At 67.4% G+C, this 15,297-nt stretch carries 10 protein-coding genes and 1 riboswitch; of the genes, 3 read left to right on the top strand and 7 right to left on the bottom strand.

The window, feature by feature from the left end; all coding sequences use genetic code 11:
- Positions 1 to 73: 73 nt before the first annotated feature.
- Positions 74 to 1,147 (bottom strand): amidohydrolase family protein, encoded by a 1,074-nt coding sequence (locus tag HNO81_RS03470; RefSeq protein WP_175316719.1) that lies wholly within the window; start codon positions 1,145 to 1,147, stop codon positions 74 to 76.
- Positions 1,148 to 1,224: 77 nt separating this feature from the next.
- Positions 1,225 to 1,332: riboswitch (TPP riboswitch) on the top strand.
- Here HNO81_RS03470 and thiC point away from each other — a divergent pair.
- Positions 1,328 to 3,154: a phosphomethylpyrimidine synthase ThiC gene (gene thiC, locus HNO81_RS03465; RefSeq protein WP_371818149.1), complete on the top strand. Its 1,827-nt coding sequence runs from the start codon at positions 1,328 to 1,330 to the stop codon at positions 3,152 to 3,154. Its footprint overlaps the riboswitch before it by 5 nt.
- Here the strand turns inward: thiC and HNO81_RS03460 are convergent.
- Positions 3,151 to 3,885, bottom strand: coding sequence for an alpha/beta fold hydrolase (locus HNO81_RS03460; RefSeq protein WP_175316718.1), 735 nt, complete (start codon positions 3,883 to 3,885; stop codon positions 3,151 to 3,153). The two genes, thiC and HNO81_RS03460, sit on opposite strands and share 4 nt — an antisense overlap.
- Before the next feature lie 104 nt (positions 3,886 to 3,989).
- Positions 3,990 to 5,573: a signal recognition particle protein gene (gene ffh / locus HNO81_RS03455; protein WP_175316717.1), complete on the bottom strand. Its 1,584-nt coding sequence runs from the start codon at positions 5,571 to 5,573 to the stop codon at positions 3,990 to 3,992.
- A gap of 84 nt (positions 5,574 to 5,657) precedes the next feature.
- Between ffh and HNO81_RS03450 the strand changes: the two genes are divergently transcribed.
- Entirely contained in the window at positions 5,658 to 7,058 is a 1,401-nt protein-coding gene (locus tag HNO81_RS03450) for a glucose-6-phosphate dehydrogenase (protein ID WP_175316716.1), read from the top strand.
- A 94-nt stretch (positions 7,059 to 7,152) separates the two neighbouring features.
- Here HNO81_RS03450 and HNO81_RS03445 read toward each other — a convergent pair whose 3' ends face one another.
- Both HNO81_RS03445 and HNO81_RS03440 read right to left on the bottom strand, forming a co-directional pair.
- Positions 7,153 to 7,491 (bottom strand): P-II family nitrogen regulator, encoded by a 339-nt coding sequence (locus HNO81_RS03445; RefSeq protein WP_175316715.1) that lies wholly within the window; start codon positions 7,489 to 7,491, stop codon positions 7,153 to 7,155.
- The gene (locus HNO81_RS03440) at positions 7,488 to 8,840 is read right to left on the bottom strand and encodes an ammonium transporter (protein ID WP_175316714.1); all 1,353 of its coding nucleotides are present in this window, start codon (positions 8,838 to 8,840) and stop codon (positions 7,488 to 7,490) included. The genes HNO81_RS03445 and HNO81_RS03440 overlap by 4 nt, the downstream gene beginning before the upstream one ends.
- Before the next feature lie 225 nt (positions 8,841 to 9,065).
- Between HNO81_RS03440 and HNO81_RS03435 the strand changes: the two genes are divergently transcribed.
- Positions 9,066 to 10,307, top strand: a complete 1,242-nt coding sequence (locus HNO81_RS03435) for an MFS transporter (protein WP_175316713.1) — start codon at positions 9,066 to 9,068, stop codon at positions 10,305 to 10,307.
- Positions 10,308 to 10,361: 54 nt separating this feature from the next.
- On the opposite strand, the gene ftsY is transcribed toward HNO81_RS03435, so the two are convergent.
- Together ftsY and smc are read right to left on the bottom strand one after the other, a co-directional pair.
- On the bottom strand, positions 10,362 to 11,567 hold the full coding sequence (gene ftsY, locus HNO81_RS03430) for a signal recognition particle-docking protein FtsY (protein WP_175316712.1): 1,206 nt from the start codon (positions 11,565 to 11,567) through the stop codon (positions 10,362 to 10,364).
- A gap of 62 nt (positions 11,568 to 11,629) precedes the next feature.
- Complete coding sequence (gene smc, locus HNO81_RS03425) at positions 11,630 to 15,217, bottom strand: chromosome segregation protein SMC (RefSeq protein WP_175316711.1); 3,588 nt, start codon at positions 15,215 to 15,217, stop codon at positions 11,630 to 11,632.
- Positions 15,218 to 15,297: the final 80 nt, after the last annotated feature.

Genomic DNA, 15,297 nt, shown 5'->3' with positions numbered 1-15,297 from the left:
CGTCCCATTGGCGGCCTGTCACATATTAAAATTACTTGAAGCTTCAATTTATTCCAAGTCCCGGGCGCTGGATTCAGCGAATGATCCGCCCGCCCAGCACCACGTGCTCCAGGGCCGTAATGGTGTCCGGTACTGCCCGCGGATCCTCCTTGCAGATGACGACGTCGGCGCGGGCCCCCTCATCCAGCCCTTCCGCTCCCAGCCACGAACGTGCTGCCCAGCAGGCGGCGTCCAATGCAGCCTCCATGGGCAGGCCGGCGCCGTGCAGGGCGAGGATTTCGTCCGTGATCCTGCCGTGCCGGATCACGCTGCCGGCATCGGTTCCGGCGAAGATGCGCACGCCGGCGGCATAGGCTTCCGCCACCCGCTCCAGCCTGCGTTCCCAGAGGGCGCGCATATGGGCGGCATAGCGCGGGAACTTGGGCTCCGCCTGGGCGGCAATGTCGGGGAAGGTGGCGATGTTGATGAGCGTGGGCACGATCGGCACGCCCTGCTCCACGAACCGGGGCACGTGCCGGGGCAGGAGCCCGGTGGCGTGCTCGACGCAGTCAATGCCCGCGTCCAGCACCTGGTCCAGGGTGTCTTCGGCGAAGCAGTGTGCCGTCACCCGGGCGCCTTCGTCGTGCGCCGCCCGGACGGCATCGCGTACGACGGCGGCAGGGAACGACGGTGCCAGGTCGCCGGCGCTGCGGTCAATCCAGTCCCCCACGAGCTTGACCCAGCCGTCGCCGTCGCGCGCCTGCCTGCGGACGGCCGCCACCAGGCCCTCCGGCTCCACTTCCTCGGCGAAGCTGCGCAGGTAGCGGCGCGTCCGCGCAATATGTCGACCGGCCCGGATCAAGACGGGGAAGTCCCTGCCACCCTGCATCCAGCGGGTATCTGCCGGCGAGCCCGCGTCCCGGACCAGGAGGGTTCCGGCATTGAGGTCCGCCTGCGCCTGTTCCCTGGCGTCCGCGGGCTCCACCGGGCCCAGGCCGATATGGCAGTGGGCGTCAACGAAGCCCGGCATGACCCAGCCGTCCAGCATCAGGTCCGGAGCAGCCGCGGGCCTGCTGAAGGTGAGCCTGCCGTCCACGGACCAGAGCCCCTGCCGCACCTTGCCAGGTGCGGTGAGGACGGGCCCGCGGAAGTGGATGATGTCTGCCATAGGGTTCCTTTCGATGCCCGGTCAGGCTAGCACCGCCAATGTGACAAGGCCCCTCCAGGGGCCTGTGGTAGCTTCGTTCCTGACCACACGGGTGCCCTTGCAGGGGCTGAGATCGGGCTGACGCAGCCTGCGACCGTTGAACCTGTCCGGGTAATGCCGGCGAAGGAAGTGAGTATTCCCTTGAGTACGCAAAACACCCAGTTGAACCCTGCCCTCCTGCCGTCCGCCGGGGAGCCAAGCGGCACGTTGGTGCCGCCGGTGACCCAGTCTCTGACGTCGCATTCCCTCGCCTACCTTGCGGACGAGGCGGCCGGGATCCGTGTGCCCGTGACCGAAATCGCCCTGGATCCGTCCCCCAGCGGGGAGGTGAACCCACCGTTCCGGACCTACCGGACCGCCGGCCCCGGCAGCGACCCCGTCCGTGGCCTGGATCCTTTCCGATCAGGCTGGATCGCGGCCAGGGCGGACACCGAAGCGTACGGCGGCCGCGAACGCAACCTGCTCGACGACGGACGCTCGGCGGTGCGCCGCGGCGCTGCCTCCGCGGAGTGGAAAGGAGCGCAGCCGGTGCCCCGCCGCGCCGTCGACGGCCGGACAGTGACACAGATGCACTACGCCCGGCAGGGCATCATCACGCAGGAAATGCGGTTCGTGGCGCTGCGCGAAAACTGCGATGTGGAACTGGTGCGCAGCGAAGTGGCAGCCGGCCGCGCCATCATTCCCAACAACATCAACCATCCCGAATCCGAGCCAATGATCATCGGCAAGGCCTTCCTGGTGAAGATCAACGCAAACATCGGCAACTCCGCCGTCACCAGCTCCATCGCGGAGGAAGTGGACAAGCTGCAGTGGGCCACCCAGTGGGGCGCCGACACCGTCATGGACCTCTCCACCGGAGACGACATCCACACCACCCGGGAGTGGATCATCCGCAACTCCCCCGTCCCGATTGGAACCGTGCCGATCTACCAGGCACTGGAAAAGGTCAACGGCGAAGCCAACGCGCTCACCTGGGAGATCTTCCGGGACACCGTGATCGAACAGTGCGAACAGGGCGTGGACTACATGACCATCCATGCGGGCGTGCTGCTGCGGTATGTGCCGCTCACCGCCAACCGCGTCACCGGCATCGTCTCCCGCGGCGGCTCCATCATGGCCGGCTGGTGCCTGGCCCACCACCAGGAGAACTTCCTATACACGCACTTCGACGAGCTGTGTGAAATCTTCGCCAAATACGACGTCGCCTTTTCCCTGGGTGACGGCCTCCGCCCCGGTTCCACGGCGGACGCCAATGACGCCGCCCAGTTCGCCGAGCTGGACACCCTTGCCGAGCTGACGCAGCGGGCCTGGGAGTACGACGTCCAGGTAATGGTGGAAGGGCCTGGCCACGTTCCCTTCCACCTGGTCCGCGAGAACGTGGAACGGCAGCAGGAGCTGTGCAAGGGTGCGCCCTTCTATACCCTGGGGCCCCTGGTGACGGACATCGCCCCCGGCTACGACCACATCACCTCGGCCATTGGCGCCACCGAAATCGCGCGGTACGGCACGGCCATGCTCTGCTACGTCACGCCCAAGGAACACCTGGGCCTGCCCAATAAGGACGACGTGAAAACCGGTGTGATCACCTACAAGATCGCAGCGCACGCCGCAGACCTGGCCAAGGGCCACCCCGGAGCGCATGAGCGCGATGATGCGTTGTCCAAGGCACGGTTCGAGTTCCGCTGGCGCGACCAGTTCGCGTTGTCATTGGATCCAGTGACCGCGGAGGCCTTCCACGACGAGACGCTCCCCGCAGAACCGGCCAAGACGGCACACTTCTGCTCCATGTGCGGCCCGAAGTTCTGCTCGATGCGGATCAGCCAGGACATCCGGGACGAGTACGGGTCGGCAGACTCGCAGGCGGCCCTTGCGGATATGGCTTCCGGCATGCGGGCGAAGAGCCAGGAGTTCCTGGCCAAGGGCGGCAAGGTGTACCTGCCTGAGCCGAAAGTTGCTGCCGGCGGCTAGGACGCCCGGGCCGGCTGGCTCCGGCTGACCCCGCTGATGAACTGGCGGATGGCCTGGTCCCCGTCCAGGGAGTCCTGGGGCCGGTGCCCTCCCGCGGCAACGCGGTGCAGGGCACCGGTCTCCCGGAGGTACCCCGCTATCTCCTCGTAGAGCGGCTCCCACCCGCCTGTGAGCACCAGGGTGGGGACCCCCGGAACGATGTGCAGGGGAGCTTCCCAGGACGGTGCCTGGAGGCGCAGCCTGCGGGCCGACCGCTTCTCCTCGGCCGTGGCCGGCTGCTGGAGGTCCGTGGCGAAGGCCCGGCGGACGAATTCGCGCTGGAAGTCTTCGTCGCTGAGCTGATGCCGGACGTCGAAAAGGGGCTGCATCAGGCTGATATGCGCCGCCGTGGCCAGCAACTCAGCGGTGAGGGAAAGGCAGGCCGGCTCCACCAGGGTCAGCGAGAAGACCAGGTCCGGCCGCTCCACGGCGGCCATCATCGCGGCGATGGCGCCCTGGGCGTGTGCCACAACGTGCCCTCCGGTGGCACCGCGGCCATCATCGGCCAGGGAGCGCAGAATGATGGCGGTGTCTTCCGCAAAGGATGACTCCTGCGCCTCTGCGCTGGCATCGTAGCCGTGCCGCCGCAGGAACAGTGCGTCATAGGCCAGCGCCATACCGTGCTGGCGGGGCCACGCGGCGGCACCGAAAGTTCCGGCGCCGTGCACGAACGCTACCCTCTGCTTGAACATGTCCCAACCCTATTCCACGGTGCCTGCATCCCAACGAACGAGCGCCAGGTGTCGGCTTGGGCAATCAAGTCGGACACCTGGCGCTGGTTGCGGGCGGGATGGCGCTACTTGCCCAGGAACTTATCGAAGCCCTTGGGAAGGTTCAGCGAGGACGGGTCGAAGTCGCCGCCCTGCTGGCCGAAAGCAGAACCGGTGGGCAGGGCCTTCGCGGCGTTGGCCCGGCGGGCTTCCGCCTCCTTGCGTTCCTGCGCAGCCTTGGCCGGGTTTCCCGACTTCGGCTTCTTCTTGGGTGCGTTCTTCGCGTTCTTCCGCGCACCGCCGCCGGCTCCGGGAAGCCCCGGCATCCCGGGCATTCCCGGCATGCCGCCCTGCGCCATTTTCTTCATCATCTTCTGGGCCTGGGCGAAGCGCTCCAGCAGGCCGTTGACCTCGGACACGTGCACACCTGAACCACGGGCAATACGGGCCCTGCGCGAGCCGTTGATGATCTTCGGTGCCAGCCGCTCGTGGGGGGTCATGGACCGGACGATCGCCTCGACGCGGTCAATCTCCCGCTCGTCGAACTGCTCCAGCTGCTGCCTGATGTTCTGCGCGCCCGGCATCATCATGAGCATCTTCTTCATGGAGCCCATATTGCGGATCTGCTGCATCTGGGCCAGGAAGTCCTCGAGGGTGAAATCTTCCTGGTCGGCGAACTTCTTCGCCATCCGGGCAGCTTCATCCTTGTCCCAGGCCTTCTCTGCCTGTTCGATGAGCGTGAGGATGTCGCCCATGTCCAGGATGCGCGAGGCCATCCGGTCCGGGTGGAAGAGTTCGAAGTCGTCCAGGCCCTCGCCGGTGGAAGCGAACATCACCGGTTTGCCGGTGACCGACGCAACGGACAGCGCGGCACCACCGCGGGCGTCGCCGTCGAGCTTGGAGAGCACGATGCCCGTGAAGTTCACGCCTTCGTCGAAGGCAAGGGCCGTGTTCACGGCGTCCTGGCCGATCATGGAGTCGATCACGAACAGGACTTCGTTCGGGACGATGGCCCGGCGGATCTGGCGGGCCTGTTCCATCATGTCCGCGTCCACGCCCAGGCGGCCGGCGGTGTCGACGATTACCACATCATGCAGCTTCTGGCGCGCTTCCTCCACACCGGCGCGGGCCACGGCCACCGGGTCACCGGCGGGTTGGTCCAGCTCAGTGGAAGTGGCTCCCGGGTGCGGTGCGAAGACCGGGACGTTGGCGCGCTGGCCCACTACCTGAAGCTGGGTGACGGCGTTGGGACGCTGCAGGTCGCACGCCACCAGCATGGGGCTGTGGCCCTGGGCCTTGAGCCACTTGGACAATTTGCCGGCGAGGGTGGTCTTGCCCGCACCCTGGAGGCCGGCCAGCATGATCACGGTGGGGCCGTTCTTGGCCAGCCGGATCCGCCGCGTTTCGCCGCCGAGGATCTCAACAAGTTCCTCATTGACGATCTTGACGATCTGCTGGCTGGGGTTCAGCGCAGCTGAAACCTCGGCACCCAGCGCGCGTTCGCGGACGCGGCCGGTGAATTCGCGCACCACCGGAACGGCGACGTCGGCGTCCAAAAGGGCACGGCGGATCTCGCGGACGGTGGCATCGACATCGGCCTCAGTCAGGCGGCCCTTGCCGCGGAGATTCTTGAAGGTTGCTGTCAACCGGTCAGAGAGTGAATTGAACACGCGCCGTGAACTTCTTTCAGGAGATGATCGGGACTCGACTACTTAGGGTATCAAGTCGGGCCCGGTAGGTGGCATGCTGGCAAAATGACGAGCCAAACAACTGTCAAGACCCTGCTCATCCTCGGCGCCTCGGGCGACCTGACCGGCCGGCTTCTCCTGCCGGGCCTTGCCCGCCTTGTGGCCGCAGGCCGGGCGGAGGGACTCAGCCTGGTGGGCGCGGGTTCTGATCCATGGACGCCGGAGCAGTGGCGGGAGCGGGTGCATTCCTCTTTCGCCGCTGCAGCAGGTGCAGCAGGTGATGCGGGGAAGGACGCCCTGGAGTCCATGGAGAAGGAGACCGCTTACCATCAGGTGGATGTCACGGAGAAGGGAGCGCTTGCTTCGCTGCTGGGCGGGCTGCAGGGGCCGGTTGCAGTCTACTTCGCCCTTCCGCCCCGGATCAGCCAGCTGGCCTGCGAGACGCTCCAGCCCCAGGAGGTTCCCGAGGGCACCCGGCTGGTCATGGAGAAGCCGTTCGGTTCCAGCGAGGAGTCCGCCCGCTCGCTGAACCGGACGCTGGGCCGCCTGGTCCCGGAGGACCATATCCACCGGGTGGACCATTTCCTGGGCAAGGCCACGGTCCTGAACATCCTGGGCCTGCGGTTCGCCAACAACTTCCTGGAGCCCGTGTGGAACCGGCAGCACGTGGAAAAGGTGGAAATCTTCTTCGACGAGGACCTGGCGCTGGAGGGCCGTGCCCGCTACTACGACGGTGCCGGCGCCCTCCGGGACATGATCCAAAGCCACCTCCTGCAGGTCATGGCCATCATGGCGATCGAGCCGCCGGCCACCATCGGCGAACGCGACCTGCGCGATGCGGTCTCCGCCGTGCTCCGCGCCAGCAGTGTCAAGGATCCGGTCACCGACTCGCGGAGGGCCCGCTACACGGCGGGATCGGTGGCAGGCAAGCAGGTGCCCGACTACGCCAAAGAAGACGGTGTGGACGCCGCCCGGGGCACGGAAACCCTCGCCGAGATCAAGGTGGACATTGACAACTGGCGCTGGCGGGGCGTCCCCTTCATCCTGCGTTCAGGCAAGGCATTGGGCGACAAGCGCAAGGAAGCTGTGGTTACCTTCCTCCCGGTGCCCCACCTTCCCCAGGGTTTCACCGGGGTGGACTCCCCCAACCAGCTGCGGATCGGCTTCGGCCCGGACACGCTGGAATTCGACGTGGACGTCAACGGTCCCGGGAACATCTTCAGCCTGGGCAGGGTCACCCTGGAGGCCGAACTGAGCGCCTCAGACCTCCTGCCGTACGGTGAAGTGCTGGAAGGAGTCCTGAACGGTGACCCGCTGCTGTCCGTCCGGAGCGATACTGCCGAGGACTGCTGGCGGATTGTCGAGCCCGTGCTCAAGGCCTGGGGACAGGGCAAGGTCCCGCTGGAGGAGTACGACGCCGGGTCGGCCGGCCCCGCGTCCTGGCCCACCAACCGCCACAAGGACTGAGCCCCAACGACAGACAGGACGGGCGGGAACCTTTCGGTTCCCGCCCGTCCTGCATCAGTGTCCGGTTGTCCCCGCAGGAACCGCTGTTGCTGCCTTAGATGGCGGCCACTCCGCGTTCGCCGGTCCGGACCCGCACTGCTTCATGGACGTCCATGGTCCAGACCTTGCCGTCGCCCGCCCGGCCGGTATTGGAACTGGCAATGATCACGTCCAGGATGTCGTCGGCCTGCTCGTCCGTGGCCAGGACTTCCACCCGGATCTTGGGCAGGAGGTCCACGTTGTACTCCGCGCCGCGGTAGACCTCCGTGTAGCCCCGTTGCCGGCCGTAGCCGCTGGCCGCGCTGACGGTCAGGCCCTGGACACCGTAGGCTTCCAGCCCTTCCCTGATGGCTTCGAGCTTTTCCGGCCTGACGATTGCAGTGATCAGTCTCATGCCCCCACGCTTTCCTTACCTGTTGCCGGCTGTGCCTGTTGTGCACCGGATGATGCCTGGACCGTTTCGCCGTGGCCCTTGCCGGTGATCATGTCGTGCAGCGGCTGGAAGCTGCCACCGTGGCCACTGAGGCCGAACTCGTAGGCAGTCTCGGCGTGCAGGCTGAGGTCCACACCCACCGTTTCCTGTTCCTGCGAGACGCGGAAGCCCATGGTCTTGTGGATGGCCAGCGCAATGATGGCCGTCAGGACTGCCGAGTAGGCGATGGCGATGCCGGCTGCAGCGAGCTGTGCCCAGAGCTGGGTGAGGCCGCCACCGTAGAAGAGGCCGCCGCCAACACCGTCGGTGGGCAGTGCGATGAAGCCCAGCGCCACGGTGCCGATGATGCCGGAGACAAGGTGCACGCCGACGACGTCCAGGGAGTCGTCAAAGCCCCAGCGGAACTTCAGGCCAACGGCGAGGGCTGAGGCGACGCCGGCCACGACGCCCAGGCCAAGGGCACCCACCGGGCTGACGTTGGCACAGGCGGGGGTGATGGCGACGAGGCCGGCCACGACGCCGGATGCGGCACCCAGGGAGGTGGGGTGGCCGTCGCGGATGCGTTCGGTGACGAGCCAGCCGAGCATGGCTGCTGCCGGGGCAGCGAGGGTGTTGACCCAGATGAGGCCGCCCTGTTCGGCGGTGGTTGCTGCGCCGCCGTTGAAGCCGAACCAGCCGAACCACAGGATGGCTGCACCGAGCATGACGAACGGGATGTTGTGCGGGCGGTGGTTGGGGTCCTTGCCGAAGCCCTTCCGGTTGCCGATGATCAGGACCAGGATCAGCGCCGCAACACCTGCGTTGATGTGGACCACGGTGCCGCCGGCGAAGTCGATGGCCGGCCCCAGGGCCTTGCCGATTGCCCCTTCGGGGCCGAAGAGACCGCCGCCCCACACCATGTAGGCCAGCGGGCAGTACACCAGCGTGACCCAAACGGGAACGAAGACGGACCACGCGCCGAACTTGGCGCGGTCGGCGATGGCGCCGCTGATCAGTGCCACGGTGATGATGGCGAAGGTGGCCGCGTAGCCCACCTTGATCAGGCCGTCAGGGGTGTTGATGCCCTCGAGGCCGAATGTGGCGAACGGGTTGCCCACAATTTCCATGAACCCTTCCCCGGAGCTCATGGAAGCGCCCCACAGCACCCAGACAACGCCCACCATGCCGATGGAGATGAAGCTCATCATCATCATGTTCAGGGCTGCCTTGGCGCGGGTCATGCCGCCGTAGAAAAATGCCAGACCGGGTGTCATGAACAGCACCAGGGCTGCCGCTACCATGACCCAAACGTGACCTGCGGTAAGTTCCATGGTGCACGTCCTCTCTCATCGAATCTTGCGGAGTACTCCGCCTGCCAACGCCTTTTGCGTCCTGTAAAGAGTCTGTGGGCGGCGTGTTTCGCCCGCGGAGGATTTAGATTGCCAGCCTGTTACAACAACCTCTAGGAAGTAAATGGTGCATATCCGCCTTGTTACGGTTATGTTTCCGCACCCGCGCAGCCACCCGGCTCCCTTTCCAGCAAGGACACCTGCACCATGACGGCTCCACCCCGCGCAAGCGGCGCCACTTCGAGGTTTTTGGCGCGGCTAAGGCCGCAGCGGAAAAAGCTCCCCCGTGACATCAAGGTGATGCTGGCCGCGGCGTTCCTCATCGCGCTTGGCTTCGGGCTTGTTGCGCCGGTATTGCCGCAGTTCGCCACAACGTTTGGGGTGGGAAACACCGAGGCTGCGGTCATTGTGGCCATCTTCGCCTTCATGCGGCTGGCATTCGCCCCGGCCGGGGGCGCCCTGATCGGCAAGCGCGGCGAACGTCCCATCTACGTCGCCGGGCTGCTGATCGTGGCACTGTCCACGGCGGCATGCGCCTTTGCGCAGGACTACTGGCAGCTGTTGCTGTTCCGCGGGCTGGGCGGGGCCGGGTCGGTGATGTTCACGGTGGCATCCATGGCCCTGGTGGTCCGGCTGGCGCCGCCCCAGAGCAGGGGCAGGGTGTCGGGGGCCTACGCGTCGGCGTTCCTCATTGGAAACGTCTGCGGCCCGATTGTGGGCGGGCTGCTGGCGGGACTGGGCCTGCGGGTCCCCTTCCTCGCCTACGCCGCGGCACTGCTGGTGGCTGCGTTCGTGGTCCAGACCCAGCTGAGCCACCAGCGGCGGGGAGGAGCCGAGGCACGGGACCGCGCCCCGGACATGCGCTTTGGCGACGCGTTGGCCGCGGGAACCTACCGCTCCGCCCTGATCTCCAGCTTTGCCAACGGGTGGGCCACCTTTGGCGTCCGGATGGCAACGGTGCCGCTGTTCGCGGCGGCGGCCTTCGGAGCGGGACCGCAGGCGGCGGGCCTTGCACTGGCGGTTTTCGCCGCCGGAAACGCCGCGGCACTGACTTTTTCGGGACGGTTGGCGGACTCGGTGGGTCGCAAACCCATGATGTTGTCCGGTCTGGTGGTGGCCGCGCTCTCCACGGCGGCCATCGGCGTCACAGCGAACCTCCCCTGGTTCCTTGCAGCGTCGACGCTCGCCGGGGTCGGGTCAGGCCTTTTCGGTCCTGCCCAGCAGGCCGCCGTGGCTGACGTCATCGGCAACGGTCGGTCAGGCGGCAAGGTGCTGGCTGTGTACCAGATGATGTCCGACGTCGGGGCGATCGTTGGCCCGCTCGTGGCGGGGATGCTGGCGGATGGGCTGGGATTCGGCTGGGCCTTTGGCGTGACGGGTGCAGCGATGCTCCTTGCGGCTGCCGGCTGGCTGCCCACCCGCGAAACGCTCCGCACCCCAGCCAACTAGGCTGCGGCGCGGAGCGCCCCGGCACGTCCGGGCGCCCGCGTGCGCCGAAAGGCGTCAGTTCAGCAGGGCGTCAACAAATCCTTCGGTATCAAAGGGGGCGAGGTCGTCCGCACCTTCGCCCAGCCCGATGAGCTTGACGGGAACACCCAGGGTTTTCTGGATGGCGACGACGATGCCGCCCTTAGCGGTTCCGTCCAGCTTGGTCAGCACGATGCCGGTGATGTTGACCACCTCAGAGAAGACCCGGGCCTGGTTCAGGCCGTTCTGTCCGGTGGTGGCATCGAGCACCAGGAGGACCTCATCCACCTCGGCCAGCTTTTCCACGACGCGCTTGACCTTGCCCAGTTCGTCCATCAGGCCCACTTTGTTCTGGAGACGCCCGGCGGTGTCGATCATGACCACATCGACTTCCTGCTCGATCCCGGCCTTGACTGCCTCGTAGGCAACCGAGGCGGGATCGGCGCCGTCGATGTCGGACTTTACGGTGGGAACGCCTACGCGCTGGCCCCAGGTGGCCAACTGCTCGGCGGCAGCGGCGCGGAAGGTGTCTGCGGCGCCCAACAGGACATCCTTGTCCTCGGCAACCAGCACGCGGGCCAGCTTGCCCACGGTGGTGGTCTTCCCCACGCCGTTGACGCCCACCACCATCATCACGGCGGGCTTGTCGGCATGCCGCTGGACGTTGAGGCTGCGGTCCATGGTGGGGTCCACCAGCTTGATGAGTTCTTCCCGGAGCATGGTCTTGACGTGTTCCGGAGTGCGGGTGCCCAGGACCTTGACGCGCTCCCGGAGGGCGTCAACCAGCTGCATGGTGGGTTCGGTTCCCAGGTCCGCGAGCAGGAGGGTTTCCTCTACTTCATCCCAGACGCTTTCGTCGATCCGGTCGCTGGACAGCAGCGCCAGCAGGCCCTTGCCCATGACGTTGTTGGAGCGGGCCAGGCGCTCCCGCAGGCGGGCCAGGCGGCCGGCGACGGGCAGCGGGGTTTCGACGCGAATGGTTTCCAGCCCGGCCGCATTGTCCGGAACGGTGGTGGTGTCCAGCTCCTCGAGGTCCGCGCCCTCCGGCGCCTTGCCCTCAATGGTCCCTTCGCGGTCCGCTACCGCAGTGCCTCCACCGGGGCGGATTTCGGGGTCGTTGGCATCCCTGGTACCGGGGTAGCGGGTGACGTTCCGCCGGGTCTTGAGCAGGACCGGGATCAGGCCGCCGATGACCACCAGCGCAACAAGAATGGACAGGACAATGGGAAGGATGTCATTCACTCCCCTAGCTTCTCACAAACGCCTTGCCCGGTTCCGGCGCCCTTCACGGGCCTGACCTGCCGCTATACCTCAGCCCCGAGCCGCTGGCTGATGACGGTGGAAACGCCGTCGCCCCTCATGGTGACCCCGTACAGGGCGTCGGCCACTTCCATGGTCCGCTTCTGGTGCGTGATGACGATGAGCTGGCTGGATTCCCGGAGTTCCTCAAAGATGGTGATGAGCCGCCCAAGGTTGGTGTCATCCAGTGCCGCCTCCACCTCGTCCATGACGTAGAACGGCGAGGGCCGGGCCTTGAAGATGGCCACCAGCAGCGCCACTGCGGTCAGCGAGCGTTCGCCGCCGGAGAGCAGGGACAACCGCTTGATCTTCTTGCCCGCGGGACGTGCCTCCACCTCGATGCCGGTGGTGAGCATGTCCGCGGGGTCGGTCAGGACCAGGCGGCCCTCGCCGCCGGGAAAGAGACGCTCGAAAACGCGGACGAACTGGGCCTGGGTGTCCTGGAAGGCTTCGGCAAAGACGCGCTGGACCCTGTCATCCACCTCCTTGATGATGTCCAGCAGATCACGGCGGCTGGCCTTCAAATCCTCAAGCTGGGTGCTGAGGAACTGGTGCCGCTCCTCAAGAGCCGCGAATTCCTCCAGCGCCAGGGGGTTAACCTTGCCCAGGCTGGCCAGGTCCCGCTCCGCCTTCCGCAGCCGTTTCTCCTGCTCCTGCCGGACGTAGGGCTTGCCGTCCCTGATTTCCTCCCCGTCCGCATCGACCGGGGCGCGGAGGGCAGCCCACTTGTCTCCTGATTCCTCCGCCGGAACAGGCACCGGGACGTGCGGCCCGAATTCGTTGACCAGCGCTTCAGGGGTGATGCCGAGTTCGTCCACGGAGCGGCTTTCCACCGCCTCGATCCGGGCGAGCTGCTGGGCCCGGGCGAGTTCGTCCCGGTGGACGGAGTCGGTGAGTTGGGCCAGTTCCCGGGCCAGGGCATCATTGGCTTCCCGGATATCCCGGAGCCCCCGGTCACGCTGCTCGCGGTTTTCCTCGGCGAGGTCACGCTCGTGCCGGGCAAGGTCCACCGACACGTCCACATAGGCAAGGGCCTGCTCGACTCCCGCGGACACGGCCGCCGCGCGCCGGGCCTGGATGCGCCGGCGCCGGGCGCGCTCCGCCGCTTCCTCGCGGGCGCGGCGTTCGGTGGCGGCGGCGCGCTCCAGGGACGCCACCCGGTTGCCGGTAGCCACCAACTGTTCTTCGGCGCTGCGCAGGGACAGGCGCGCTTCCACCTCGGCCGCGCGGGCGGCGGAGGCGGCACCGGCCAGGGCGTCGCGCTGCGCCGGCGAAGGCTCTTCCTCCATGGGGGCCTCCTGAGCCGCCGCCAACCGGGCAGCGACGGCCGCGAGCGCTTCTTCCTCGGCCGCGACGTTGCCTTCGGCCCTGGCCAGCGAGGCGGCCAGCCGCTCGCTCTCCCCCACGGCGCTGCGCAGGACTGAATTCAGGTGGCCCAGCCGCTCAGCCACGGCGGCGAGACGGGCGTCGGAGTCGTGCAGCTTGTCCAGGGCAGCGTCCGCTTCCTCCTGCGCCCCCTTCCGCCGGGCCTCGGCGGCGGCCAGGGCGAACCTGTTCCGTTCAAGGTCCGCGGTGACCGCCGACAGTCCGCGGCCGGCGTCGTCCACTGCCGCCTGGACCTCCAGGAGGGACGGCGCCTTGGCAGAGCCGCCCGTGGCGGAGACGGCGGTGAAGACGTCCCCATCCCGGGTGACGGCAGTCAGCGAGGGAACCGAAGCAACCAGGGCGGTCGCGGCCTCGATGCCGGTGACGACGGCGGTCCGGGACAGCAGGTGCCGGACCAGGGCAACGTGCTCCGCAGGCCCGTCCACGAGGTCAGCCGCCCACTGCGCCCCGTCCGGAAGCGGCTCGTGTGCTTCGTTGTCGGCCTGCAGGGCGTGGGCCGAGGCGAGGAGCAAGGACGCCCGCCCGGCGTCGTCCTCCTTGAGGCGTTCCAGCACGGCGGCTGCCGCGTCCCGGTCCCGGACGAGCACGGCCTCGGACGCCTCACCGAGGGCAGCGGCAACAGCCGGCTCGAAGCCCGGCTGGACGGTGATCCCGGCAGCAAGGCTCTCCAGCACGCCGGGGATCCCGGATTCGAGCACGTGCCTGGCGCCGTCCTTGCGGTCAAGGCCAAGCTTCAGCGCATCCAGGCGCGCCGCCAGCGCATCCCGCTTGCGGACCCCTTCGTTGACGGCCGCTTTGAGGTCCGCGATTTCTCCAAGGACCGCGTCCAGGGCGTCGCTGGCTGCCTCATAGTCAGCGTCCAGTGATTCCTCACCTTCCTCCACGCCGGCCACCTGGTTTTCCAGGGCCGTGAACTCAGCCTGGGCGCGGGCACGGCGTTCGGTTCCAGCGGCAAGCGATTCGCGCAGCCGTCCCAGCTCCGCCTGGGCAGACTCCACCCGGGACCTTGCCGCGGCAACCTGCCCGGCCAGGCGCGCAAGGCCTTCCCGACGGTCGGCGGCGGCACGGAGCTGCGCGGTAAGCCGCTGGTCTTCTGCCTGCGCAGCCCGTTCGGCGTCTGTCTTTGCTGCGCTGGCGGCATCCAGCGCGGCGCGCCTGGCCTGGATGTCCTGTTCGAGTTCAGCCAGCTCCTGCCGCACCCTGGCTGCCTGGCGCTCCAGTTGTTCGGGGTCCCGCCCGGAAGCCGGCGCGGTGTCCTCCGAGCCCAGCAGGCGGCTCCGTTCCGTGGCAAGGGAACCGAGGGACCTCAGCCGCTCACGTGCCGTGGACAGCCGGTACCAGGTATCCCGCGCGGCATTGAGCCGCGGAGTGGCCTCGGCGGCACGCTGCTCCAGGGTTGCCTGCTGCCGCCGCCCGGCCTCAAGTTCCTGTTCGACGGCGGTCCGGCGCGCCTTAAGCGCGGCTTCGTCCGCCACATCCTGTTCGAGGGCCTGCTGCAGCTGGACGAGGTCGTCGGCGAGCAGGCGCGCGCGGGCGTCCCGGACGTCGAACTGGACGCGCTGGGCGCGGCGGGCCACCTCAGCCTGCTTCCCCAAGGGGGTGAGCTGCCGCCGGATCTCGCCGGTGAGATCGGTGAGCCGCTGCAGGTTGGCCTGCATGGCCTCGAGTTTCCGGACCGTCCGTTCCTTGCGCCGCCGGTGCTTGAGGATCCCCGCCGCCTCCTCGATGAAGCCGCGGCGGTCCTCGGGCGTGGCGTGCAGGACGCGGTCCAGCTGGCCCTGGCCCACGATGACGTGCATTTCCCGGCCCAGCCCGGAATCGGAGAGCAGTTCCTGGATGTCCAGCAGGCGGCAGCCGGCACCGTTGATGGCATATTCGGATCCGCCCGTCCGGAACAGCGTCCGCGAGATCGTCACTTCGCTGTATTCGATGGGGAGTGCGCCGTCGGTGTTGTCGATGGTCAGCGACACATGGGCGCGGCCCAGCGGAGGACGCCCCGACGTCCCGGCAAAAATGACATCCTCCATTTTGCCGCCGCGCAGCGTCTTGGCGCCCTGTTCGCCCATGACCCATGCCAGTGCATCCACCACGTTGGACTTCCCGGATCCATTGGGACCAACGACGGCGGTGACGCCGGGTTCGAAGTCGAAGGTGGTCGCAGAGGCAAAGGACTTGAACCCCCGGACGGTGAGGCTTTTGAGGTGCAAGGCTTTTCTGGTCTCCTGGAGCGGGTAGGGCATTTTGCTGGAACCGGCTCACTACAATCTACTGCGCGGGACCGACATTT

It is taken from the genome of Pseudarthrobacter sp. C4D7 (assembly GCF_013359725.1).
Taxonomy (GTDB): Bacteria; Actinomycetota; Actinomycetes; order Actinomycetales; family Micrococcaceae; genus Arthrobacter.
This window is presented reverse-complemented; position numbering and strand designations above follow the sequence as displayed.